General features: G+C 37.9%; 26 protein-coding genes. 3 read left to right on the plus strand and 23 right to left on the minus strand.

What is annotated here, in order from left to right:
- Positions 1-232 precede the first annotated feature (232 nt).
- Both ACIQXJ_RS10270 and ACIQXJ_RS24110 read right to left on the minus strand, forming a co-directional pair.
- Positions 233-508 (minus strand): hypothetical protein, encoded by a 276-nt coding sequence (locus ACIQXJ_RS10270; protein WP_403052967.1) that lies wholly within the window; start codon positions 506-508, stop codon positions 233-235.
- 232 nt (positions 509-740) lie between these two features.
- Positions 741-1,202, minus strand: coding sequence for a VanZ family protein (locus ACIQXJ_RS24110; RefSeq protein WP_483869688.1), 462 nt, complete (start codon positions 1,200-1,202; stop codon positions 741-743).
- Positions 1,203-1,291: 89 nt separating this feature from the next.
- Here ACIQXJ_RS24110 and ACIQXJ_RS10275 point away from each other — a divergent pair, with 89 nt between their 5' ends.
- Together ACIQXJ_RS10275 and ACIQXJ_RS10280 are read left to right on the plus strand one after the other, a co-directional pair.
- Positions 1,292-1,597, plus strand: coding sequence for a helix-turn-helix domain-containing protein (locus ACIQXJ_RS10275; RefSeq protein WP_403054882.1), 306 nt, complete (start codon positions 1,292-1,294; stop codon positions 1,595-1,597).
- A 708-nt stretch (positions 1,598-2,305) separates the two neighbouring features.
- On the plus strand, positions 2,306-2,806 hold the full coding sequence (locus ACIQXJ_RS10280) for an SRPBCC family protein (RefSeq protein WP_403052970.1): 501 nt from the start codon (positions 2,306-2,308) through the stop codon (positions 2,804-2,806).
- A gap of 497 nt (positions 2,807-3,303) precedes the next feature.
- Here ACIQXJ_RS10280 and ACIQXJ_RS10285 read toward each other — a convergent pair whose 3' ends face one another.
- Positions 3,304-4,185 carry a LysR family transcriptional regulator gene (locus tag ACIQXJ_RS10285; protein WP_403052973.1) on the minus strand — a complete coding sequence of 294 codons (882 nt, stop codon included), beginning with the start codon at positions 4,183-4,185 and terminating at the stop codon, positions 3,304-3,306.
- A gap of 148 nt (positions 4,186-4,333) precedes the next feature.
- Between ACIQXJ_RS10285 and ACIQXJ_RS10290 the strand changes: the two genes are divergently transcribed.
- A complete protein-coding gene (locus ACIQXJ_RS10290; RefSeq protein ID WP_403052976.1) occupies positions 4,334-5,470 on the plus strand; it encodes an NADH-dependent flavin oxidoreductase in 1,137 nt (378 codons plus the stop codon).
- Positions 5,471-5,666: 196 nt separating this feature from the next.
- Here the strand turns inward: ACIQXJ_RS10290 and ACIQXJ_RS10295 are convergent, their stop codons facing one another.
- The 20 genes from ACIQXJ_RS10295 to ACIQXJ_RS10390 all read right to left on the minus strand — a co-directional run bounded on the left by ACIQXJ_RS10295 (position 5,667) and on the right by ACIQXJ_RS10390 (position 25,800).
- Positions 5,667-7,163 (minus strand): carboxypeptidase M32, encoded by a 1,497-nt coding sequence (locus ACIQXJ_RS10295; RefSeq protein WP_403052979.1) that lies wholly within the window; start codon positions 7,161-7,163, stop codon positions 5,667-5,669.
- 388 nt (positions 7,164-7,551) lie between these two features.
- Positions 7,552-8,082 (minus strand): hypothetical protein, encoded by a 531-nt coding sequence (locus tag ACIQXJ_RS10300; protein ID WP_403052982.1) that lies wholly within the window; start codon positions 8,080-8,082, stop codon positions 7,552-7,554.
- A gap of 641 nt (positions 8,083-8,723) precedes the next feature.
- Positions 8,724-9,668 (minus strand): malate dehydrogenase, encoded by a 945-nt coding sequence (gene mdh, locus ACIQXJ_RS10305; RefSeq protein ID WP_403052985.1) that lies wholly within the window; start codon positions 9,666-9,668, stop codon positions 8,724-8,726.
- 11 nt (positions 9,669-9,679) lie between these two features.
- The gene (locus ACIQXJ_RS10310; protein WP_403052988.1) at positions 9,680-10,021 is read right to left on the minus strand and encodes a BMC domain-containing protein; all 342 of its coding nucleotides are present in this window, start codon (positions 10,019-10,021) and stop codon (positions 9,680-9,682) included.
- On the minus strand, positions 10,014-10,298 hold the full coding sequence (locus tag ACIQXJ_RS10315; protein ID WP_401008073.1) for a EutN/CcmL family microcompartment protein: 285 nt from the start codon (positions 10,296-10,298) through the stop codon (positions 10,014-10,016). Before ACIQXJ_RS10315 ends, ACIQXJ_RS10310 begins: the two co-directional genes overlap by 8 nt.
- Positions 10,299-10,334: 36 nt before the next feature.
- Positions 10,335-11,204, minus strand: coding sequence for a phosphate propanoyltransferase (pduL, locus tag ACIQXJ_RS10320; protein ID WP_403052991.1), 870 nt, complete (start codon positions 11,202-11,204; stop codon positions 10,335-10,337).
- A 12-nt stretch (positions 11,205-11,216) separates the two neighbouring features.
- Positions 11,217-11,807 (minus strand): phosphate propanoyltransferase, encoded by a 591-nt coding sequence (locus ACIQXJ_RS10325; RefSeq protein ID WP_403052994.1) that lies wholly within the window; start codon positions 11,805-11,807, stop codon positions 11,217-11,219.
- A 100-nt stretch (positions 11,808-11,907) separates the two neighbouring features.
- Entirely contained in the window at positions 11,908-12,186 is a 279-nt protein-coding gene (locus tag ACIQXJ_RS10330; protein ID WP_024363388.1) for a BMC domain-containing protein, read from the minus strand.
- Between the two features lie 16 nt (positions 12,187-12,202).
- The gene (locus ACIQXJ_RS10335; protein WP_403052997.1) at positions 12,203-13,693 is read right to left on the minus strand and encodes an aldehyde dehydrogenase family protein; all 1,491 of its coding nucleotides are present in this window, start codon (positions 13,691-13,693) and stop codon (positions 12,203-12,205) included.
- 15 nt (positions 13,694-13,708) lie between these two features.
- Positions 13,709-14,359 (minus strand): ethanolamine utilization microcompartment protein EutL, encoded by a 651-nt coding sequence (gene eutL / locus ACIQXJ_RS10340; protein ID WP_403053000.1) that lies wholly within the window; start codon positions 14,357-14,359, stop codon positions 13,709-13,711.
- Between the two features lie 10 nt (positions 14,360-14,369).
- Positions 14,370-15,386, minus strand: coding sequence for an ethanolamine ammonia-lyase subunit EutC (eutC, locus tag ACIQXJ_RS10345; RefSeq protein ID WP_403053003.1), 1,017 nt, complete (start codon positions 15,384-15,386; stop codon positions 14,370-14,372).
- A 9-nt stretch (positions 15,387-15,395) separates the two neighbouring features.
- A complete protein-coding gene (locus tag ACIQXJ_RS10350; protein ID WP_403053006.1) occupies positions 15,396-16,766 on the minus strand; it encodes an ethanolamine ammonia-lyase subunit EutB in 1,371 nt (456 codons plus the stop codon).
- A gap of 5 nt (positions 16,767-16,771) precedes the next feature.
- On the minus strand, positions 16,772-18,196 hold the full coding sequence (locus tag ACIQXJ_RS10355) for an ethanolamine ammonia-lyase reactivating factor EutA (RefSeq protein WP_403053009.1): 1,425 nt from the start codon (positions 18,194-18,196) through the stop codon (positions 16,772-16,774).
- 21 nt (positions 18,197-18,217) lie between these two features.
- On the minus strand, positions 18,218-18,715 hold the full coding sequence (locus tag ACIQXJ_RS10360; RefSeq protein ID WP_403053012.1) for a EutP/PduV family microcompartment system protein: 498 nt from the start codon (positions 18,713-18,715) through the stop codon (positions 18,218-18,220).
- A 10-nt stretch (positions 18,716-18,725) separates the two neighbouring features.
- Positions 18,726-19,067 carry an ethanolamine utilization microcompartment protein EutS gene (gene eutS / locus ACIQXJ_RS10365; RefSeq protein ID WP_340825057.1) on the minus strand — a complete coding sequence of 114 codons (342 nt, stop codon included), beginning with the start codon at positions 19,065-19,067 and terminating at the stop codon, positions 18,726-18,728.
- Between the two features lie 19 nt (positions 19,068-19,086).
- Positions 19,087-20,331, minus strand: a complete 1,245-nt coding sequence (gene eutH, locus ACIQXJ_RS10370) for an ethanolamine utilization protein EutH (RefSeq protein WP_340825058.1) — start codon at positions 20,329-20,331, stop codon at positions 19,087-19,089.
- A gap of 83 nt (positions 20,332-20,414) precedes the next feature.
- Positions 20,415-20,993 carry an ANTAR domain-containing response regulator gene (locus ACIQXJ_RS10375; RefSeq protein WP_340825060.1) on the minus strand — a complete coding sequence of 193 codons (579 nt, stop codon included), beginning with the start codon at positions 20,991-20,993 and terminating at the stop codon, positions 20,415-20,417.
- Entirely contained in the window at positions 20,986-22,416 is a 1,431-nt protein-coding gene (locus ACIQXJ_RS10380; RefSeq protein WP_401018629.1) for a histidine kinase N-terminal domain-containing protein, read from the minus strand. Before ACIQXJ_RS10380 ends, ACIQXJ_RS10375 begins: the two co-directional genes overlap by 8 nt.
- A 255-nt stretch (positions 22,417-22,671) precedes the next feature.
- Positions 22,672-24,579, minus strand: coding sequence for an ATP-dependent DNA helicase (locus ACIQXJ_RS10385; RefSeq protein ID WP_401008094.1), 1,908 nt, complete (start codon positions 24,577-24,579; stop codon positions 22,672-22,674).
- A gap of 84 nt (positions 24,580-24,663) precedes the next feature.
- Complete coding sequence (locus ACIQXJ_RS10390) at positions 24,664-25,800, minus strand: THUMP domain-containing class I SAM-dependent RNA methyltransferase (RefSeq protein WP_403053016.1); 1,137 nt, start codon at positions 25,798-25,800, stop codon at positions 24,664-24,666.
- Between the last annotated feature and the right edge of the window lie 3 nt (positions 25,801-25,803).

Consider the following 25,803-nt stretch of genomic DNA (forward strand, 5'->3'; position numbering starts at 1 on the left):
AAATAAATCCTTATACTAAAAGTATCTTATTTATTAAGGAAATAATTTGAAAACAAATGAAACTTTCTTATCAAAAAAATGAATGACCTCTAGTAGCACACGAAACTTTATCCATATGGCTTTTAATGAAACCGAGCGTTGATTCTTATTAAAGAATCGCGCACGATTGTGGAATATCGAGGCAGTGATCTTGCCTTCTGCTTGTCAAAATAGGTCCCTTTATTTGATTAATCTAAACAGCAGTTCTGTTTAAAAGTTTCTTTTTAATAACAAAGTAAGTTGATATACCTAAGCAAATATATATAATCAACATACCGCTCCCCATTACCAATGAAAATTTAAATCCAATAGTTAGAGAGTATATATTTAGTAATATATAGATAGTTAAAAATACAAAACCTTGCTTCCTACTTTTCACAAAAACAGTAGTAAAAATAGCTAATATTAAACTGACGCTAATTAATTGCCCTAAAAAGACCATTGTATGCATCAAAATATTAATCCCCATTCAAATCTCACCTCGCAACATGATTCGGAAAAGCCCACGATAGTTGAAAATTATTTCCAACTAAAGTCCCTGGAAGTAGTCTTATTGAAGAAATGTTAATTTACCTTTGCATAAAAAGCTGTATAAACAATAGTCATCGTAAAAAGACACGAACGCTGATTTAACAATGTTCGTGCTTGGTGTGTTTCCAAAATTCTGTTTGGGAACGTTTTTAGGTATATTTGTGTATATTTTACTCGACAATTTTTGTTTGGTTGTTTATTTTATATGAGTGAATATAATTTACTGCGTACTTTACTAAAAATATTCCTACGACCCCACCCAAAATATTAAATAACAAACAGATAATATCCATATTACCAAAGTGGCTCTTAGTAAAACCAGACCACCCAAGTAAACGATGGGCGACATGTATCACTAAGCAACTTAAAATAACAATAGAAATTGCTTTTTTCTTACTTTTTAAATTGAAAAGGAGTAATAAGAAAATCCCAAACGGTACAAATAAAATAAAATTATAAAGTAAAGCTGAATAACTAAAAATAGAAACATTAAAGTGCATCGTATCAAATATTCCAAACCAGTCATTCGTTGAAATAAATCTGCTACTAATGTCTGCTGGATTTTGAGGGAGCGTGAATCTAAATATTTTTTTGCCTTTTTGGTAACAAAAGTACTTAATAATGGAGTAAATGCTAACATTTAATTAATAAATTACTTTAATAAGTGGTGATTAATTTGGTTTCTTTAGAATCGAATTAGATATTTGCGTGAAAAAAATATATTTCTCAAAAAGATTTTGCTAAGCAAATTAGTGTTTCGAGTACTGTATTATCTAGGTATGAATCTGATGATAGAAAACCTGATTACGACACATTACAGTCTATTGCTGATTATTTAAATGTTAGCACTGATTACCTTCTTGGTAGGACAAACATCTTGGAATCCACATATAATAAAGGTCACATTGCTGCTATTATTCATAATCCAAAACTTCAATTATGGTATAATGAACTTCCTCAAAATACAGAAGATGACCTTCGTAAACTAAAAACGATATGGGAAATAATTAGGGACAAACACAATTAGATAAACCAACAAATTTTCATAACAAATCTACCTATTAATGTATTAATTACCATAAATATATTAACCTTATTTCAACTTAAGTTTACTTAATAAATGGGGATCATGTTTAAATCATTAAAAATGCAAGTAATTTTGTCATCAAATGCTTCAATTCTATTTATTATCTCCACCTTCATGAATATCAATAATCCTAATCTGTAATTAGCAAACTACTGAAAACTCAAATTACTTCATTACAGTGTCTTCCACATTAAGCACTGGAATTCTTAAAAAAATATATCCAGTCTAAAAGAGGAACATTAAAGAATTAACATTATAAACTCTAGATACCAATCAACACAAAATCCCACTGAAAAGCTAACTTATCGGATTTTCAGTAGGATTTTCTCTTTTTTCTGGAAAGTGTTAAAACTTTTAACAAGGATTATACTATTTTTTCAACTAATGCACACGTTAGATTAATAAGAGCAGAGACGCTGGAACACCGATACCCACAGTAAGGGAATCACCCATCGCCAGATAACGGAAAGGACTGTAACCCATATTTCACCTCTAATGATTATTTATACTCTTATAGTATTCAAATCAGTTATGATTCGAAACTATTTGGTTGTTATATAGCCAGGCATGAGGGACAACTCTCCCTTTGTTGGAAATGACATATACATATATAAAGGCCTTACTATTGAGATGGAAGGAGGAAAATAAATGCCAAGCGGAATGCATCAGGTTGAGGTAGAGTTACCGATTAATAAGATTTGGAATTTTGTTAAGGATATGGATAACTGGGCTCCACTTATTCCTGGATATATTCAACATCGAAAAATTACTAATCGTCAATCCACTTGGGAATTTTATAGTAACATTGGAATCATAAAGAAAAGGATTAATCTAATGGCCACTATACAAGAATGGATTGAACCGACAAGGGTTACTTTTAATTTAAAGGGTTTAAATGAGGAACTTTCAGGCGGTGGCTATTTCCTGGCAGAAGTAATAGATAAAAATAAAACGAGGATAACAGGCTTTCTTGAGATTAATGCTGGTGGTGCATTGGGACCGTTGGTTAATGAGGTATTAAAGTCTTATCTTCCTAAAGTAACAGAAGAAATGACGATTGGGATCGCTACAAAATTGCAGGAGCTAAAAAAAGGTCAGTCCTCCGTTACGTTAAAAAATCAGGGTGCTGACACGAAAGGTAGTTTATGAAGGATAAATCTTTTCTCTAAAACCAGAAAAATGTCCCTCATTCGCCGCTTGTAATCTCATTTAATCGAACCAATCGGATTTCAGTTCGGAAATATACTGAAAGAAAAAAAACGCGTTTGGTCTTGCAGCATTTGCGTTCGGTCATGATTTGTATCCACGATGATTTTATTTGTAAATTCTTTTGGAACGCTAGTTGTAGAGGTAGCGTCGACCAGGACGAGTTTCGATACCCATACCCTTTGTAACGAGCCATGTAACGGATTGAGATTCATCTAAGTACTTCCTTTCAAATAAATGATATATATGTTTCAACTGTTTCCAACAATCTGGCCCTTTAATAAAAACGAGCGCTGATTCTTATTACAGAATCGCGCCCTTTTGTTGAACATTTATAAAATAACACTATACAATTAACCTGCTCCATTAGTTTAGGTACAATCTTTCACAAACTACATTTCATACAATATAAAAGACTCCTCTTTATACAGAAACACCTGTTAAACCTTACTCCCTTGCTCTTTAAAATAATCTGTTACAATTTTAAGAAATTCTTGTGCGATGGGTGTTAGGTTTTCGGAAGACTTTATGATTAATCCAATATTTCGGACTAGCTGCGGAAACAAAGGCAAAATATGCATCGTCTCTAGATTTTCAGGAATGGCAAGATTCGGCATAATAGTAACGCCAAGTTTTCCTTTTACCATGGAGAGTACCGTTTCATTGTCTTTGCTATTATAGGAAACATGCAGAGGAAGTTTGGCTTTACGAAATTCATCCTCTATTAGAGTTTCACATCCAGAGCGTAACATAATAAACGATTCCTCAACAAAGTTTGCCATCGTGACAGCATCTTTTTCTATGAAAGGATGTCCATCATATATAACTGCAGACAAAGGGTCTTCCAATAGTTGTATACATTCTACACCTTTAACTGGTAATGCGGTAAAGCCAAGGTCTACAGTACCCTCTTCAACCCACTTTACAATATCTTCATACCCACCTTCATATAATACGATTTCGATATTAGGAAAGCGTTCTTTACATATAGAAAACAAAGCAGGTATAAATGAGGCTGTAAAACTAGGAAAACTCCCGATAGAAATCTTTCCTAATTCCAGTCCTTTTATGGAGGCAACTTTCTGATCAATATGAGCCATATTAGCTACAATACCTCGTATATGTGGAATGATATACTCACCTGCAGTTGTTAGTGAGGTCCCGCCCCTTCCACGTTTTAATAGTGTCACACCAAGTTCCGATTCTAGCGTAGTAATGTTGTGGCTCACACCTGATTGTGTCAACCCGATTTCTTGCCCTGCTTTAGTAAAATTCCCACTCTCTACTACTTTCAACAGCACTTCAAGTTGGAAGAAATTCAAATCGTCTCACATCCTTTTCTATATTATACATGAGAGATTCGAATAGTTTACATAGGAAACATTCATTTTACTTATATTACTTTTAGAAATACAATATTCGTTGTAATACAAATCATATAAACAGCACAGAAATGGGAGCACAAATATTATGACAAAACAGCAATATGAAAAGATTCTTTCACCGTACACACTTTCAAATGGAGTAACCCTTACTAATCGAGTAGTCGTGGCTCCAATGACGACCTATTCCGGAAATATAGATGGGAGCGTTTCTCATGAGGAACTTGCTTATTATAAAAGAAGAGCGGATGGCCCTGGCATGTTCATTACAGCTGCTGCAACAATATCCCCCATTGCCACAAGCTTTCCTCGCCAAATGAAGGCTTATGGGGAGCAGAATATTTCAGGTCTCGCCAATTTGGCAGCTACAATTCAAGAAAAAGGAGCAAAAGCAATTCTCCTGCTTCATCACGGAGGGAGCGAGAGCCTGATCGGATATATTGAAGATAAGCAAATGGTAAGTCCAAGCGGCGTTGTTGCAAGTATCTATAAGGACGCAGGAGAAGCATACATTCCGCGTACACTCACACATGAAGAAATACTATCTAATATTCAAGATTTCGGACAGGCAACTATAATGGCCATACTTGCAGGTTTTGATGGTGTAGAAATTCATGGGGCGAACGGATACCTTATCCAACAATTCTTCTCTGGATATTCAAATCACCGAACAGATATGTGGGGGGGAACACTGGAAAAACGAATGTGTTTTCCGCTTGCTGTGATAGAAGAAGTAAAACGGGTACGGGATCAATATGCGGACAACAACTTTATAATTGGGTATCGCTTCTCACCAGAAGAACCAGAAGAGGGTGGGATAATAATGGAGGAGAGCATCGCATTAGTAGATCGGCTAGCTGATTTAAATCTTACCTATTTACATCTCTCTGTTAAAAATGTCTGGTCTATGCCTCGTAGTGGTTCGGATCAAACGAAGACAAGATCAGAGATATTTCGGAATGTAATCGCTGACAGAACAACTTTCCTGTCACTTGGTTCTATCCATACACCGGACGATGCATTGGCTGTATTAGACAAAGGCATACCCCTGTTTGCGTTAGGCAGAGAGATTCTAATGGAGCCGGATTGGGTGAAGAAACTAAAAGAATGTAGAGAAGAAGATATTCGAACTAATTTGCCACGTGATAGTCAACAGACACTCTCTATTCCAGATGAAATGTGGAAAAATATCCTCACACGTGATGGAATGCCTGAAAAGAGATAAATACATGGGTATATATACAAGTAAGGAGAATGGATATGAATAAAAATGCTGTACTTGCCATTTTAGTAGCATTAATCATTTTCGCTTACACAATTCCAATCTTCGAAATTATTTCGAACTCACCAGCAGTCTCAAAATGCTTTAAGCTTTGGTAACGCAACAAGCGATTTCTCATTATAGAGAAATCGCTTGTTTTTTATAGCTGATAGAGCTTTGTATATTTTTCTTGTAAGTAGTTTGCAAGATACTTGGCATTTAAGCCTTCCCCTGTCGCCTCTTGAAGTAGCTCAAACGGCTTTTTCAGCGCACCGTATTGATGTACTGTCTCCGTTAGCCACTCACGAATTGGCAGGAGCTCGCCATTTGCCAGTAGGTCATCAAAGTTTGGAATATCTTTATCCATCGCATGCTTCCATTGTGCCGCATAAATCATTCCTAATGCGTAAGATGGGAAGTACCCAAACATACCCCCTGCCCAGTGCACATCTTGTAAAACGCCTTTCGCATCGTTGTCTGGTCGGATGCCTAAGTATTCCTCATACTTTGCATTCCACACTTCAGGAAGATCTTTTGCTTGCAAGTCTCCATTGAACAAATCACGTTCAATTTCGTAACGAATCATGATATGCAGTGGGTACGTTAGTTCATCCGCTTCAATTCGAATAAGTGATGGCTCCACCATATTAATGGCACGAAGGAAATCACTTAAAGGAACATCACCAAACTGCGCAGGCGAATGGTTTTGCAAGCGCTCATAGTTACGCTCCCAAAACTTTTCATTTCTGCCGACAAGATTTTCATAGAATAGTGATTGCGATTCATGGATGCCTGTCGATGTACCCATTGCTAACGGTGTACCAGCAAGTTTAGCATCAATATTTTGCTCATACATCGCATGCCCACATTCATGAATCGTGCCAAATATAGCAGAACGGAAATCATGCTCATCATATTTTGTTGTAATACGCGCATCCCCATGATTAATGCCAATCATAAAAGGATGGACACTTTCATCTAAGCGACCCGCTTCAAAATCATAGCCAAGCTGTGTAAGCATTTCTAATGATAATGCTCGCTGTGCTTCTCTGGGAAATTGTTTAAATAGCATACTTGTATCTGGTTTATTCGGAGAAACTGCAATTTTTTGTACAAGTGACACAATCGTTTCACGTAATTCACCAAATACTTGATCTAACACATCAGTAGTCATATCTGGTTCATATACATCGAGTAACGTATTGTATGTAGAGCCGTTTTTAATGCCCCAATATTGAATAAATTTCTTTTGCCATTGAATGATTTCCTCTAAATAAGGTAAAAATTGCGCAAAATTATTCGTTGCTTTTGCTTCTTCCCAAACGGTTTCTGCTTTCGCTTGTAAAATAACGTATTCTTTATATTCTTCAGCTGGAATTTTTTTATTTTGATCGTAGTTTTTACGTACTTCCTCCACTAAACGTCGTGTTACATAATCAAGATCTGTTTTTTGTGCTTCTAAAGTAGTTAGCAGTTCCCCTAATTGTTCACTCGTTTGCATATCAAACAAGGAGGCCGATAATGTGCCTACTACCTCTGAACGCTGCGCTAATCCCTTCTTAGGAGCACCAGTGCGCATATCCCAATACATCACACCTAACGCTTCCTGATAGTGCTGCATTTTTTTCACATAGTCTGTAAATTGCTGTACAGTCATATCCAATCATCCCCCTTTTTTCACGTTATTAGTTTAGCATATTTTCGAATATTTTGTATATTTTGGACTTTTGAATTTTGAGTTATATAGATTATTCTTCTTTCAGAAAAATTCTTTGAACACTTCTGAGGGAAATATCTGTGGGACATAGTTAATTGTCTGTTTAAATTGACCTTTCGTAAGGATATATATTATCACTTTTTTAGAAAGTTCAAAGCTCCCTTGAGTTAGAAGGGAGCTTCAGCATAACGACAATTTTGGAATCTACCAATAAAATAAGTAATTAATTGTATATCGCATGAGATAAGCAACACAAGTAGACTTAAAAGGAGGTTTAACTTAACTTAAAACTATAATAATATTTTTTTGAATCTATTTCTTATTTATTTTAAGCTCTTGTGTAGTGTGTATATAATTGTTGTGTTCTCGCACTATCACTGAAATACGTGATTATTAAATATCTATTTATGCCTGTTGAATCCTCACATTCTCTCACTTGAATAGTTGTATATAAATTTTGGCTTCTTGGAACAGTGATAAATAGTGATGCAACCCCACTACTAACAAATGTTCTAAGTCGTGTAGCTGTAAATCTACCAACAATAACTGCTACTCCACCATTTATAAGAAAAGTCAATACTCTTTGTTCCCAATTATTATAAGTCACATTATCTCTATATTGTGTCTCAACAATTTTGCACAAGTTTGTAAAGTCCCCAGGTAAAGAAAATACGGAGACTCTACTTGACTGATTTAAAAATTCATATCTCAAACATTGTTCTAAAATTTCACTCTTATCTTCTAAACTATAGGGTTCAATTACTGGCTCATTATCAACTCGAGGTAATAAATCTCTTTTTCCCGCTTCATTGTTTGCAGCATAACCTGAACTAGGAGCAACTGCAGTAAAGGCCAACATAAATGTTAGAAATAGAAAAAAAATTTCATTTACTTACTCCCTCCTAAAAATTTAGTGTAATAATTGTACAATAAAAAAAGAAAATATAAAATAATTTTATAGAATATTACAAAAAAGAAAGAAGGGTTTCAAATGAAATATTTCTGGTATTTTATTTTTGGAGGTTTGTTGGGACTATTACTTTCATACATTGCCAATGAAATATCACGGACAGTGGCTTTTTTAACCCTAGGCATTGTAGCGGTCATAGCCTTCTGTGCCAGTCACCCAAACAATTCTGACAATTAAAATCTATATAGACTACCAGTTTGGTAATTAATGACTAGCCAAGTAATAATCCACGGAGACTCCCGCTAGATTGCATCTCCCCATACCTTACCAGCGATTTCGGTAGGTTAATCGGCGTTTTTCATAGGTTTACCGGCGATTTCTATGATTCTATTGGCGGTTTGCGTAGTTCTATCGGCGATTACGCAAACATCGGTAATAGTCTCTATATTTATTTCAAATAAAAGTAGCTCCCTTCTATATGAAGGGAGCCTCTATTTTAAATTGGGGATTTCACGTTCATGTTCGGTTTCCAATCAAACATACTTTAAAATAATTCATATAACGTTGGGGATCGTCTATATGAATACAAGTTAAATGTTTTGGCAAATTTGTAATACTTGCTTAACGGCTTCTGCTGATTGATTGAGCGCCGTTTTTTCTTCATGTGTTAGGTGTAATTCAATGACCGATTCAATGCCATTACCGCCTAAAATCGTCGGTACACCTAAAAATAAATCATTGTAGCCGTACTCGCCTTCTAGCAGGGCGATTGAAGGAATAATTTTTCGCTGATCCTTCATAATAATTTCGACCATTTGAGCACAGGCAGCTGCGGGTGCATAATAAGCACTGCCATTTCCTAATAAACCAACAATTTCGCCGCCACCTTTGCGTGTACGTTCGACGATTTGCTGTAGTCTATCTTGCGGGATAAGCTTTTCTAATGGGATGCCCCCTGCATAGGAATAACGGATTAATGGCACCATTTCATCACCATGTCCACCTAATACAAACCCTGATACATCTTCAGGAGCAATTTGTAACTCTTGTGCTACAAATGCATTAAATCGCGCGGTATCTAACACACCGGATTGACCGATGATACGATTTTTCGGAAAGCCTGTTTCCTTATAGCAAACATAAGTCATCGCATCAACAGGATTGCTTAAAACCACTACAATACTGTTAGGGGCATACTGTTTTATTTGTTTTGAAACATGCTGAATGATTTTAGCATTTGTTGTAACTAAATCATCTCGACTCATCCCTGGTTTCCGAGGGATACCTGCCGTAATAATAACGATAGATGCACCTGCAATATCCTCATAATTACTCGTTCCATGTATAGATACATTAAACTTTTCAATCGGTCCTGTTTGTAATAAATCCAGTGCCTTTCCTTTTGTTGGATTTTCGGCTTCTGGAATATCTAGCAACACTACATCACCTAATTCCTTTTGTGCCAAGAATAAGCTTAAAGTTGCACCAGTGTGACCGGCTCCAATAACAGCAATTTTATTTTTTCGAAATGCCATTATGCTTCACCTCAATTGTCCGTAGCTTCTGTCGTTTTTTTAGCACGCGCGGGTGTTGGTGCTAGTTTTTTCTTTGGCGTTTCTGGTCCTTTAATCATGTTGAATACTTCTTCATCAGGTCTAGGAATGACATGAGCGCTTAATAATTCTCCGACGCGCTTAGCTGCCTCTTTGCCAGCATCGACTGCTGCTTGAACCGATCCAACATCACCTTTTACGACGATGGTCACGATACCACCATCCACAAATTCTTGTTTAACAATCGTGACATCAGATGCCTTAATCATCGCATCTGCTGCTTCGTAAGAGCCTACTAATCCCTTTGTTTCAATCATGCCAATTGCACTACTCATTGTCTTCACCTCGCATAACATCTGTTGAATCTATAATTCCTATTACAACTGCATCAATAGGAAGTGGATTATCTTTCATAATATAACGGGATGATCCCCCACTCGTAATGAGCACATCATCGCCAATGCCTGCCCCTATACGATCAGCTGCAACCATTTCCGTGCGAATTGGCTGCTGATTAGAGTCAATTGGTTGAATAATTAATAGCTTTAAGCCATTCAACCCCTCTTCCTTGCGCGTTGCCCATACGCTTCCAATCACTCTTCCCATCTGCATGAACTCACCCTCTTTATGTTGCCTGGATAATACTTATTATTCAGAGCGAATCGTTAATTTTTTATTCAACTCTCTTATTTTGTCATAAGCTAGTGCTGTCACGATGGTTCTTTTCGGTACAACAATTTCTTGAGCTTCTATCTCAAGCACTTCCACCTGTGAAAGGAGCTTTTTTTCAAAATGATAAATCGATTGTTTTTCCGGTGTTTGCTTTACGACTAAAGGGCGTTCTTTCGCAGTCATCGGTTCAATCGCTTGGCCATTGACGATTTCAGCAAAAGTGCCTTGTTGAATCAAGCCTGCATTTGCTTCATCTGTATCAATATGCATTTCCATGCGATAGCGCTCAGACACGCGAATAATTACATTGGATAAAATAATAGGCCGTATTCCCTGAATCTTTATTTGCACTGACTGCCCATCCACTACTTGGAATCTCACGCTATCTGCAGGTGACATATGAATATGAGCTTGCGCGATAATGAGGCCTTCTGCTAGTACAACACTACCTTTTGGTCCAATTAACGTAACAGGGCTTGAGCCTTTAATATCTCCAGATATTCTTAATGGTGGCTTGACGCCAAGTTTCATCGCATCTGTCCAGCTAACTTCAACTTGTGTTAAAGCGCGTGCTGGACCTAATATGCGAACCCTTTCAATCGAGCCTTTAGGTCCCGCAATAACTACCGTTTCTTCGGCTGCAAATTGTCCTGGCTGTGACAGCTCAAACTTGGGCGTTAATTGATAATTTTCGCCAAAAAGTTGCTCCACTTCTGCCTGTGCAAGATGGACATGTCGAGCTGATACACCGATAGGAATTTTACCGTCATCTGGTTGGGAAGGCTGATTTTTTAATACTTGTTGTAAAACTTCTTCAACGATTTTTTGCACTAATTGTTCCTGCATCAAACCTCCTCCTTACGAAAATGATTTAACAATTCTTCCCTTTGCTTGCTGTTCAATAAAGCCTGCATTCGCTTCATCTGTATCAATATGCATTTCTAAGCTAAAATCATTCGATACACGCACGACTACACCTCGGAATGTTACAGGTCTTTCACTGTCAACTTCTACAGACACTAATTCATTATTGTTGACTTCCAATACTCGCGCATCTTCTTCTGTCATATGAATATGTGCTTGTGCAATAATGACTCCCTGCTCTATCATAATTTCTTGTCGTTGGTTAATTAGTTTGATGCTAGCTGAATTTGCGATATCTCCCGATTGCCTTACTGGAGGGTTTAAACCTAGTTTCATTGCATCTGTTCGACTAATTTCCACTTGCGTTGCTGCTCTAACAGGTCCTAATACACGCACATTGTGAATAACACCTTTTGGTCCTTCAATGGAAACACGCTCTTTCGCTGCAAACTGTCCTGGCTGAGAAAGATCAAAATCCTTCGTCAACGTTGCGTTTGGACCAAATAGTGCTTGTAAATCATCTTCACTTACATGTATATGACGAGCTGAAATGGCAACTGGAAAAGCTTTTGATTTTATGTTCAAGTTAGCCACCTCTAAATCTAGTAACAATTATTTTTGACTGATGACAGGCATTCATCTCCATCTACAGTAGGAGATGAATGCCTCCCTTTCACAGCTGTAATTAAGCTTCTGCTTTTGGTAAGATTAATTCTAATTCGTTATGAGGGCGTGGAATTACATGCACAGATAGAAGTTCTCCAACACGTTGTGCTGCTGCTGCACCTGCATCCGTTGCTGCTTTTACTGCACCTACATCGCCTCGAACTAACACAGTGACAATTCCGCCACCAACATGTACTTTCCCAACTAAATTAACACTTGCAGCCTTTACCATTGCATCTGCCGCTTCAATTGCTCCTACAAGACCTTTTGTTTCTACCATTCCTAATGCTGTACTCATTTGTCATTCCTCCAAATTATTTAGTTTGTAATGTGATTTGCTTTAATACTTGATCTACAATTTGTTGCACCACTTCTGTATCCAGTGATGGTGCTTGCGCCTTGATATTCTCTACTACCGGCTCTATATCGAATTCCGGTTGTGGCACTTCAACATCCTTAATGCCATATGCCATACGCTTAATATTCAATAAGTGTCTAGCTGTAATGTTATCGGACGTAATATTGCCGCCAAATGTACCACAGCCTAATGTAAAGGATGGGGCTAATCCAGTCGTACCGCCAACTGCGCCAATCGAAGATAATGTGTTAACAACAATACGCGACACTGGTAAGTCAAGCGAAAACTGCTCTGCTAATGCTGCATTTTCCGTATGAATTGAGCATGAATGACCTCGTCCCCCTATGTTCAGTAGATCAATCATCACTTGTTTAGCCTCTGTGCTGTCCTCTACTGTGTAGAACGCAAATATCGGTGAAAGCTTTTCTAGGGAAAATGGAATGTTTTTACCAATCATCGTCTCTAACCCAACAAGTACTTTTGTCTCTTCTGGCACGACAATACCGACTAATTTGGCTAAGCTCACTGCTGATTTCCCAACAATTTGAGGGTTTACTTTTCCTGGCACAGGAGAAATCAGCTTCTCCATCTTCAACTTCTCTTCTGCACTTAAAATATACGCATGCTGTTTCTTTAACTCTGCTAAAACTTGCTCTGCAATAGCTTTATCCACGATAATGGCCTGCTCTGTTGCACAAATTGTGCCATTATCAAACGATTTACTTTGTACAAGCTGACGACTAGCTTTTTGAATATTGGCTGATTTTTCGATATAAGCTGGCACATTTCCTGGCCCTACTCCATAGGCAGGTTTTCCAGAGCTGTATGCCGCTTTTACCAATGCACCGCCACCCGTTGCTAAAATCAAATGAATATTAGGATGTTTCATTAATTGCTGCGTCGCTTCCATTGATGACATTGTTAAACATTGCAACAATCCTTCTGGTGCACCAGCCTTTTCCGCCGCCACTCTACAAATATCTAAAGCTTCCTTTGTACATTTAACAGCATAAGGATGCGGGCTCAAAACAAGACCATTTCTCGTTTTTAATGAAATAAGTGTTTTAAAGATGGCCGTTGAAGTAGGATTCGTTGTTGGCACAATACCTGCAATGACACCAAACGGGCTAGCAATCTCTGTAACTTTCTTTATACGATCAGAGCCTATTACACCAACAGTCTTTAAATCTTTTATATCTTCATAAACATCTCTAGAAGCAACTTCATTTTTCATTTTTTTATGATTTGGGATACCCATCCCTGTTTCTTGTACAGCCATTTTGCCTAATCGTTCTGCCTCTTTAAATGCGGCATCCGCCACAGCCTTTACAATAGTATCCACTTGTTGCTGTGAAAATTGCATATAGGCTGCTTGTGCTGTATTTGCCTGTCTAACGGCATCTCTCATTTCCTGAATGGCTAATAAATCTTTATCTAAAGAAGCCATAAAGCCGCCTCCTTTCTAAATAACCGGATTTCTCGCAACATTTTCTATTGCTTCTCTAAAAGCGTCTGCAGCAGCTTGACATGAAGACTGACTGCCACTTACTATGCCACCACCAAAGTTCGTTTCCGAAGGTGGTCCAAAAAATAGTTTTAGCTCTACGTCCGCTGCTTTTAAAGCGGCATCTAAACCAACGACCGCCTCAAGTGGTGGTGCGATTAAGTAAGCGAGTGCAGTGCCAACTTTCACATCTGCTAACTCGGCTAAATAGGCTCCACAGCTTGCAACAGTATGCGCAAAAAGAGCATGGCTTTCATTGCCATTGATTGCTTCAAAATAAGTATCGAATTGAATTTTTTGTTCAATTGCTTCCAAGCCACTGCGAATTTCGTCTGGTGAGCTACCCGCAATAATGCCAATCATTTCACCCGATAATGGGCCTGACGCGTGTGCCGCCCCTGCATAAAAGCTTTTTGCATAAACGACATCCACATCAGCTTTTTTCGTCGCTTCGTCTAATGCCACGTATCCGACATCATCAATCGTTAGTGTGACCAGCCCAATGCTATGCTGATTTGGCTGTAGCTCAAGCTGTGCTGCTAATTCTCTATTCACTCTAGGAATCATCTGCATTGCCAAAATTTCAGCCATTATTTTTTGAGGATTCATTACTTACCCCCTAACCTTCTTTAGCGACAAGATTTACGCCACTTGCCTTATATTGCAAAATTTTTTGAACGACTGTACCTAAATAAGCACCTGCCTCAAGGGGCGGAATACCACCTTTATGAATGTTCGATATAACCATTCGATCCGCTTCGACAGTGCCCATTCTCGGCTGATAACATAAATACGCACTCATTGACTCAGCTGACACAAGCCCAGGACGTTCACCAATTAAGTAAACAATGACCTCTGCTTGCAATAGTTCGCCAATCTCATCCATTAAGGCAACACGCCCTTTATCTATATAAAAAGTAGTACCTATTTCAATATTTAAATTGCTAAGACTTTGCTGTAATGCTAAATAGACATCCTGTACATTTTCTTCAATTGCACTCGCACTTAAGCCGTTAGAAATAATGATTTGGACTGTTGGACGTGCTTTGCATGATGATTGAATAAGTGCTTTCGATTCATCTGATAAGCGACGACCTAAATCCGGTCTAGTAATGTATTCTTCTTTATCAGTTACTCGTGTTGATACTTGAAAGACATTCAATTTTTGTAATAACTCTTCTGTCACTTCTCCATATACGGCATCTACTGCTGCTGCATGATCGAGGCGGAACTTTAGCCAAGTTTTTGTTTTTGGCCTTGTTCCTGCTCTACCTACACCAATTCTTGCAGGTGTATGTTTTTTTGCCGCTTGTACACTTTCAGATATAGTTTCCTCTTCAAACTGAAATGCCTTAGCAGGTTCCACTGTAGAAGTATGGTCTTCAATCGTTGCACTGTGCGAATATTCTTGTGTAGATGATGCATGATTGTAAAGCTTAATTAATGGTTGATCTGATGTCGCAATTGGATTTTGTAGCTCTTCAGAATGATTAACTGCTGTTGCATAGAACTTAATAAGTGGTTCTCTCTGTTCTACAGTCGGTGTAGTTATTTCTTCAGATAAATTGTTTGATGTATCGTTACTCATTTTCTCCATAACAAGCTGCGTAATCATGGATACTAGCTGTTCATTCAATGGTCTCACCTACCTTTCAAATATCGATAAATCGCCAGCTCTAGCTGAAAGTCGCCCATTTTCGTAAATGCCCATCTTTTCTAACCAAGCTAAATATTCGGGCGCCGGTTTTTTACCAAATGTTTGAAGCAACGTTGCAACATCATGGAAACTCATTGACTGGTAGTTCAACATAATATCGTCTCCCATAGGTGCTGCAATAATAAAGTTCACGCCTGCTGCAGTTAGTAACACACTTAAATCTTCTACATCATTTTGGTCCGCCTTTATATGATTCGTGTAACAAATATCAACTCCCATTGGAATGCCATGCATTTTACCCATAAAGTGGTCTTCTAGCCCTGCCCGAATAACTTGTTTATTGTTATACAAATACTCAGGACCGATGAAACCAACAACTGTGTTGACAATATACGGATTAAAATGTCTTGCAAATCCATAATTGCGTGATTCCAATGTTACTTGGTCAATGCCCATATGTGCCTCTGCCGAAAGCTCCGAGCCTTGCCCTGTTTCAAAGTAAAATAAATTCGGGCCAGTTCCCGTTCCTTGTTTTTTCACAAGCTCCTCTGCTTCTCGAATTAAGTCTGCAGAAATACCAAACGAGCGGTTAGCAATTTCAGTCCCAGCAATACTTTGGAAAATCATATCGGCTGGCGCCCCTTGCTTGATGGCCTTCATTTGTGTTGTAATATGTGCCAATACACAGTTCTGTGTAGGAATCGACCAATCATTGATGAATTCTTTTGTAGCATGTAAAACCTTTTTAACGCTTTCGACAGAATCGTCTACAGGGTTAATACCAATAACGGCATCGCCTATTCCATAGGACAATCCTTCTTTTAAGGAGGCGATAATTCCGTCAATATTATCTGTTGGGTGGTTGGGCTGAAGTCTTGAGGAAAGCGTACCCTTTTGCCCAATCGTAATATTGCAAGTTGAAAGTATTTCTACTTTATTGGCCGCATGAACGAGATCTAAGTTAGACATTAGCTTCGTAACAGCGGCAATAATTTCTGAATTCATGCCCTTACTTAAGCGCTTTAACTCTCGATCTCCTGTATTATTCGATAAAATATATTCTCTTAGCTGCTCAATACTCCAATTTTTTATTTCTCCGTAAATTTGTTCATTGATATCCCCTTCAATAATGCGTGTGACCTCATCATTTTCTGGTGGAACTAGAGGATTCTCGCGTATATCTTTGACTAGTAATTCACTTAACACAGCTTTTGCTGCAATTCGTTGCTGTACGGTTTCAGCAGCAATACCCGCTAGCTGATCTCCCGATTTTTCTTCATTGGCCTTGGCCATTACGTCTTTTAATGAATGAAAATTATATTTTTCGCCACCAAATATCACCGATAGATTCACATTCATCCTCCTTACTTTGAGTGGAAAGCTAGTGTTTTGACAACGACAGGGACAACACCAGAAGGTAGCACTTCCCCAATGTCAATATAATCACCTGTTTCTACTTTTATTTGATCGATACATAGTATAGGAACCGATGGATTAATAGCTTGCAACGTCTGCCCTATAACCTTTGCATAATCTGATTGAATGACTATGATAATTGGTATGTCCTTGGAGCTTCTTGTTCCTAAATGCTGTAAAATTGCCTCGCATAATGTATGGACATCTTGAAAACTTAAGTACGGTAACTCACTAAAATAGAGTGCAAATGGAGAGTGTTTATCCTCTATCGAAAAGAGTGCATCAGCTCTATCCACTGCTGACTTCACCATATAATCAAACGCTTTTGATGCTAAACTCATATGACAATTAAATACAGGAACATTTTTTAACGGTAAAACATCTGCATCCACTTGAATGGTCGCACCACTAATTTCAGTTGTTTGTGTACCTGCACCAGTCACTGTTGCTCGTGCAGTTTCTTGTGGCTGTAGCCATAAAAATGTTTGCAGTTGCTCATGCTGTAACAGCATATTTGCTAGTTTATCGCCGATATCATCATATTGACGATGTGTACAATCATGGTTATAAATACAGGAAGCTACCCCTCCTGAAAAGACGATTGCATCGACTGGCTTATGCCAATTTGGCCTATGTCCTAATAACAATGGATGCTCGGCATCAATTTCTTGCCCATTTAATGTTTTAGCTAAGAAGCGCACCATTTCTTGAATAAGCTGTGCAACGCGAGCATCGTCTGCCGAATCCCCTAGCTGTAATGGTGTTGGCCACTTCTCCATGAGCTTCTGAATAGGTGGTGAAATGGAAAGGATTTTGCCATTATGAAATTCTATTAATCTACCACCAACATGCAATGTACATGTGCCAATGACTTCACCGTACTGCATAACCGCGATATTAGCCGTACCGCCACCAATATCTATATTGGCAATGACTTTGCCTGTATTTTTTGATAGCTGGACAGTACCTGCACCTTTGGCGGCAATAATCCCTTCTAAATCAGGCCCTGCAGTCGCAACTAGAAAGTGACCAGCTGAGTCAGCAATTGCATGGACAACCTCACTGGCATTTTCCTTTGTAGCAGATTCACCCGTAATAATAATGGCACCTGTTGATATATCTGCCGCTGAAATTTGAGCAAGTTCATATTGCTGAAATATAAATTGTTCTATCTGTTCCATATCGATAATGTCATGATTGAGAAACGGTGTTTTAATAATAGGACTTTGATGTAACACCGTTTTTTCAATTATTTCTATACGCGGCACATGTGTCACACCAGCAACGTTTTTCAACAGAAAACTACTAACAACCATCTTTGTTGTACTTGTCCCAATATCAATGCCTGCACTATAAATTTTTTCTGTTTTCAACTTATGCCTCCCTCTACGCCACTATGGACAATAAATGAGATAGGGACTATGACGATCCTTAACAAATTGACGAATTTCCTCGTCTGAATTGAGCTGAATTAGCGGTGCAATATACTCAATCCCAAGCATTTGCCACGAAGATGTTTGGACGATTGGACCGTGTGTCATAACGTTTTTTAATAAAGTTGTTGCTCTGTCCACATCTGCAAGGGGTGCATCTATTTTGGTAATGACGCCAATTTGTATTTTGGGAATGCCCAAGCTAAATTGTGGTGGAAAAACACTCCTTGCGGATGTAGCATCCTGTAAATAAATTACATGCGTCACCTCAAGCGATGTTGCCATAATATTTCTGTAATACATCGGATTTTCTATATATTCTCCAGGTGTATCAACAATCCAGTCATCAAAAACGAGTGCTTGCGTTTTATTGGCTGTTCTATCTTTGCCTAATAACGCATTCATTAGCGTTGACTTACCAGCTTGCACACCGCCTATTATCATTACTCGATTTTTCATATGGCACATCCTATGACTTCGTTATTTTAGATGGCGTATAACCTAGCATTTCTGAAAGAAAACGATTAATTTCTAACATCGCCATTTCAACTTCAGAGACACTGCCTACAATAACGAGACTGCCCGTAAAACGATCTAAAAACCCTAGTTTTACATTCGCTGCCTTTGTAGCTATATCCCCAGCAATAATGACTGTTTCACTCGGTGTACAAGTCATAATGCCAAGTGCACCCGCTTCTTGAATCCCAAGTTTTTGAAACATTTCAGGATCTGGATTTGCTATTAAATGACTCAACGTTAGTTGCTTACCCGGCACAAATTCCTGAATAAATCGTTTCTTTTCTTCACTCATACGACATCACTTCTTTCTTTCAAGACTTTTGATCTGTTAAATATTCTCCTTCTTTAATGATGCCTGCCTTGCGATCTTCTTGTTCCAATTTTAAAGCTGTAGGAACTGATAGCTTATAGGCAAAGAAAATGGCAATGATACCAGCTAAAAGCTTCCCTGCCATTACAGGTAAAATAATTGTTGGCTGGAAATTAGCAGTAAATGATAAATGATCACCTAACAGGAATGCTGAACAAACTCCAAAGGCAATGTTGATTACTTTATCTTTTGGCGGCATCTGACGAATGAGTGTAAACATAGCTAAAATATTTGCACTCGTCGCTAAAATCCCTGCACTTCCTACCGATGAAAGACCTAATTTTTTCCCTGCTGTTTCTAGCGGTTTAGAAGCATATTTTCGGATTAAGTAGACCATTGGGAATGCCCCCGCTAACATAATACCGATATAACCAGCCGTTTCTAATGCACGGAATTGGTCAACACTATCTGCCATGATCGGATCAAAGCCCCATGCCCCAAAAATCTTTGTAAATAAACCCGTAAAAATTTCAACAATCGAGAACACAAGTACAAGCTTAATCGCGGCATCCATTACACGTCCAAAAATCATAAAACCTTTGATCATGCCATTTGGTATGAGCTTTAGCCCTAACGCGATTAAGATTACGAAAATAAATAAAGGCAATAAATTAAGTAATATTTGTAAAACAGAAATGGCAAATACATAAGTTGGTGCAGATGTAGTACTAATGACTTCACGAACTTCAGTGTTAAACATCACAATCATGATTGATGAAATAAATGCACCAATCGGAATTGTTAAAACGCCCGCCATAATTCCTAATGCCATATACTTATGATCACGCTTGTCTAACATCGCAAGACCCATAGGAATTGAGAATACAATGGTTGCACCTGACATAAAACCAACAACAAGTGCCATCACCCATCCTTCATAGGATTCCTTTAAGGCGTTTGCTAATTGATATCCCCCCATGTCCGACGCTAAAATTGTTGTTGCGGCTATTGCTGGATCAGCTCCAATCCACTCAAAAACCGGACTAATAAAATGACTAATAAACCACGTTAAGTAAGGTATAGCTGCCATGATCCCTGCCGCGGGTACAAAAATATGCCCTACAGTATGGATACCATTCATAAATTCTTTACCAATACCATACTCTGCATCTCGAATTGCTCCGATTGCACCTAAAACTGCACAAATCATAATAATGTAAACGATTATCGTTCCTATCATTGCCATCTTACTCATCCCCCCCTTTGATTTTGATAAATATATAGAAAAAAAGACGCATTAAAGAAAAATTCTCTTTAAGCGTCTTTGCTTCATCTATTAACTTGTAATGTATGAATAATTCGTTTTGCTATTGTTACCATTTCCTGCTGACTTTGCATACTTTCATTGCGAATTTTTTTATAAGCCTCGTCCTCGCTAAGTTTTTCTGATTGCATCAGTAACCCCTTCGCTCGTTCGATTAGTTTTCGCTTTTCTAATTCACTTTGCTTATGCAATATTTCTCCGTTCAGACGGTTGAATTTATCAATTTGATGAAATGCCACTTCCAGCGCCGGCAGGACATTTTTCTCAGAAAACGGTTTCATAACATAACCTAAAATATTATCCTGTTTCATGTACAATAACAATTCTTTTTCACTGTAAGCTGATATAAAAAGTACCGGTATACCTAACTGCTGTTCAATAATTTTACTTGCTTTTAAACCATCTAGTTTCGGCATTTTGATGTCCATTAAAATCAACTGTGGCTTATGAGTAAAAGCTAGCTCAATCGCTGATTCTCCATTATTTGCTTGAGCAACGACTTCATAGCCATTATCTTCTAGCATAAATTTCAAATCGATGGCGATAAGTGATTCATCTTCGACAATCATTACTTTCCTAGTCATTTAGGATAAATACCTCCTCACTTACAGGAAACTGAATTTGAGTATGTGTACCTTGTTCACTAGGGATAATTGTAAATGTGCCAGCTAAATCATATTCAACAAGCCTTGTAATAATCTCCATTCCAAATGATGCCTTCACCTCATGCATGCCAACGCCGTTGTCGGAAATATGAAGTGAAATATAAGAAGCATCCTGAAGAAATTGAATATCGATTATTCCTTCCTCGCGCTCGATAAAAGCATACTTTAATGCATTTTGTAGTAGCTCACAAATAATTAATGCGAGCGAAACAGCTTTTTTCGAATGACAATATAGCTGAATATCATCATCGTGGAAGACTAATTGAATGGATTGTGTATTGGTAGTTCCAATCATTTTATGCCCTATCTTTTTAGACAAAGCGATAACGTCAACTTTTTCTTCCGCATTATCCTCATTTTCTAAAATAAGTTCATAGACAGAGGAAATACTATATATTCGATTTAATGCCTCTTGAAAAGCACTTGCATTGGAAGCTGCTAGGTCATTTCGCATTTGCAATCGCAATAGGCTTGTAACCGTTTGTAAATTATTTTTCACACGATGGTGAATTTCTCGTATAGCAAATGTCTTCATCATCAGTTCATTTTCTTTCAACTTTAACTCTGTCAGATCATGAATAATAAGAAGTGTCACTTTATCATGTTGACTGCGAATTGGAATTTTTTTCACTATAAACGATTTGCGATCAATCGTAATTTCTAAGAAAAAGACATCGTCGCCTTTATCATAGACCTCTTGTAAAAAAGGTAAAATTTTATCCAACGCAATATTGTTAAAATGCTCTAGCCCTGAAAGCTCCGTAATAAAACGGTAGCCTGCTGGGTTGCTATAAATCACTTTGTTTTCATGATTTGTGAGAATAATTGACTCTACTAATAAATCAGACACAACAGGAATTGGTTGCGAATTTGGCTCGACGATATGCTCAATTAAAGCAAAAGGCATATTTTGAAAATCATCCTTTGGTGCAGTTTGCATTTTGACCTTTTTTTCTTGAATCAACATGGCAATAACCTGTCCTTCATCATTAAAGACTGGAACAACATTTTGTTCAACGGTTATACCTTCCTGTGTGATTGCTCGGGAAATGGATGATTTTTCTTTATATTTAAAAGCTGCAAATACTGCTGGTTCAAAGCTTTCAAATACGATTTTTCCAATTACTGATTTTTCGTATAAACCAATCTCTTTTGTAGGGAATGCCTCTGCCACAACAATAGCATGTGGTAAATTTTCCACCATGCAATCTATAAACATATAGCAATCTGTCAATTCCGCGTAATAGGAAAGTGTAGTTTCAAGCTCTACTAACTTCTCGATATCTGTTTCGGATAAGTTTGTATATTTACTACACAGCGTTTGAATGCTCGACAGGTCCACCCCCTATCATAGAATACTCACCAGTAATCGTAACTATTCCTTAAATTTCTTGTCATCATTATAAACCTTTTGCAAAATTATTTTCAAGAAGAAAAATTTTGTGCTTCAATCAATTACATCACATTACAAAGAACTATATAGTTTAAAAGAGAAATATTCAACACTTTTTTTCGATACTATATAAATATCACGATGTTATTATTATTTCAATATATTAAAAAAGCGAGTTTGCATCGATGGCAAACTCGCTTTTTTCTATTTTATTTCTGGTGTCACTGCTAATATATTTTCAAATGTTTCGCGCTGCTTGGCTTCTTCTTCATTTAACAAAATATGAATATCGCCATGATCGTTAGATGTACGAATTAATCGTCCCATTCCTTGTTGTAGACGCAATTGCATAAATGGTAATTCTACTTCTTCATACGGATTTTCAGCAAATGTCCGTTTTGCGTCAAACAATGGATCATGTGGAGGGAAAGGCAAGTCATAAATTATGACACGTGTCAGTGCTTCTTCAGGTAAATCTAAACCTTCCCATAAATGATAGGAACATAACGTTTTTACAGTACCTTCTTGGAAATCACGTACAATTGCAGATAGTTCACGATCTCCCTCAAATGCAATATACATGCGTTCCATAAGAGGCAATTCTGCTTTAAAGTTTAACATCGCTTGTTTTGATTTAAATAATATTAATGTTTTTTCACCATCTCCCAACAGTTGTTGGACACGAGCAGTTTTATTATTTTGAGATAGTTCATGCAAGTAAATTCTCATCACCGCTTCATAATCAAAAGGTGACGGTACTGAGAATGATTGGTAATTATGAATGCCAAGACTATAAGCAATATATGAGAAATCCTTATTGACAGATAGTGTTGCAGAAGAAAATACGATTGGAAGCTTTTTCGAGAATAATTTTTCTTCTAAAACTTCTGTAATAAGTCGTGGCATAATGACAAGCGTTTCCTCACCATCTGTTTCCTCTAGCCAGTCAACTGCATCACCTTGCGCTGTAAAAATGCGAAGTGAAGCTTGATATTGCTCCAAATATTCTTCTGCCATATTTAACTCATACTCTGGAATCATATACATTTCTGATTCAAAAACAAATTCCTCAAGCAGTATTTCTACATCTTGAATAAGTTGTTTACCATATTTTAAAAGTGTTGCGGATTTGTTTATACGCTTACGTTCTTCCTCAGAAGCTACAATATCATCACGCAGCTGGTCAAAAAATAGTTCGTGATCGTCTTGTAATTTTTCCATTGCATACAAAGTTCGTTCACGAACACCGTCTACCATTAAACGTTCTAATAGTGGAACAATCGTCGTTGCCTGAACTTTGTAGGTCATGGCTTTCTGCGCAGCGTATTCTAATAAATGTCCTTCATCTAGCACCATCATCGATACTTCTGGGAGTAACGCTAACTGTCCTTCACGTTCACGCGACTCTTTCGTTGCTAAATGCTCCATCAAAAAGTCTTGCGAGCAAATAATTAAATCCGTTGATTTACGGTAATGTGCACGGTGAAGGGTTTGACCGCAACGATTACGCAGATCACATACTGAACATTGCATAATTGCGTTATAATTCACTTTGTGCCAATCTTCATCACTAACCGTTGGATAATCGCTGCGGTCGCCGTATGGTTGCACAGCAATCATCGAGCCTTGTGCATAGACGCCGTCAGGAATTGAAAATGCTATATCATCAATCCACTCATCTGTTTCGACTTTTTCCGCTTCCTCGAAACGCTTTAAGCATAAATATTGATCACGTGATTTCGCTAAACGTACATCAATTTCTAAACCGAGTGTTTTTTGTAATTTATAAATATCGCCGCCCTCTTTAACGAGCTGATCGATTAATGTTTCATCTGCACAGGCTATCAATGCTGGTTTACCTGTATAGCGTGCATAGGATACAGCAGGTAATAAATAGGCAATCGTTTTCCCTGTCCCTACTCCCGCTTCAGCAAATAATACATTTTTCTCTTTTAAAGCCTGTTCAATTTGATAAGCCATAAAAATTTGCTCATCTCGGCATTCAAATCCCTTTTCTGGTAATTCATCATAAAGGACGTCTCCCATCCAGTCACCTAATGACTCGAAAAACGAGCGATCCTTCGTTAATGCAAATGGTAAAGATTTACGCAATTGACGTTCCCCCTCATACAATCTGTTCCTATTATACGCGACGAAACGGAAGATAAGAAAAAATCTCACCTTCCGTTACTCTAGTTAGTCTCTTTTAGACTTTTGTCCCCAGTATTGATAATAATTCGTTTCAATAAAACCATTGAATAACTTACGTCTTTTCGTCGATTGACGACCGTACAATTCTTCAAAGTTTTTCATGGAGGACAGCATGTACACTGACCAAGTTGGGTAGTTTTTCATGACTTGACCTAAATCACGAATGACCTGCTCCACAACTTCTACATCACCAATACGTTCACCGTATGGTGGATTCCCAATCATAACGCCATCTGTAAGCAATGTTGTAAAATCACGAGCTTGCATTTGCTTGAACGTAATAATGTCCCCAAAACCTGCTTCTAGGGCATTTTCTTGCGCAATACTCACCATGCGATGATCAATATCTGAACCAATAATCTCAAGTGGTTGATCATAATTGGCTATGCTATCTGCTTCATCTCGAGCTGCTTCCCAAATTTTCGCTTTCATCCACGGCCAACTCTCCGAAATAAATTCACGGTTATAGCCTGGTGCGATATTTTGTCCGAACATTGCTGCTTCTAGAGCAATCGTACCTGACCCACAAAATGGATCTACAAATGGTCGATTCGGATTCCATTTTGAAATCTGAACGAGTGCAGCGGCTAAAGTTTCTTTTAACGGTGCTTCCCCTTGAGCTTGTCGGTAGCCACGCTTATGTAGGCCAGCGCCAGAAGTATCAATGGTAAGTGTAGCCACATCTTTTAAAATTGAAACTTCAATTTTATAAGTTGCACCGGATTCATCTAAAAATCCAAGACGTTTGTAATGCAGCTTCATGCGTTCTACAATTGCTTTTTTCGTAATTGCTTGGCAATCTGGCACACTAAATAATTTAGACTTTACCGATTTTCCTGCCACAGGAAATGATGCGTCTACTGGTAAATATTTTTCCCATGGTAAAGCCTTAACACTTTCAAACAGTTGCTCAAAAGACTTTGCAGGGAATTGTCCTACAACAATTTTTACTCGATCTGCCACACGTAGCCATAAGTTCGTGCGGGCAATGGCCGTTTCATCACCTTCAAAATAAATCTTGCCATTTTCGACTGTCGTTTCATAACCGAGAGCCTGTACTTCTTGTGCTACAATCGATTCTAAGCCCATTGCAGCCGTTGCTACTAATTTATAGTTTGCCATACA

The organism is Lysinibacillus sp. NPDC097868, assembly GCF_044761135.1.
GTDB lineage: Bacteria > Bacillota > Bacilli > Bacillales_A > Planococcaceae > Lysinibacillus.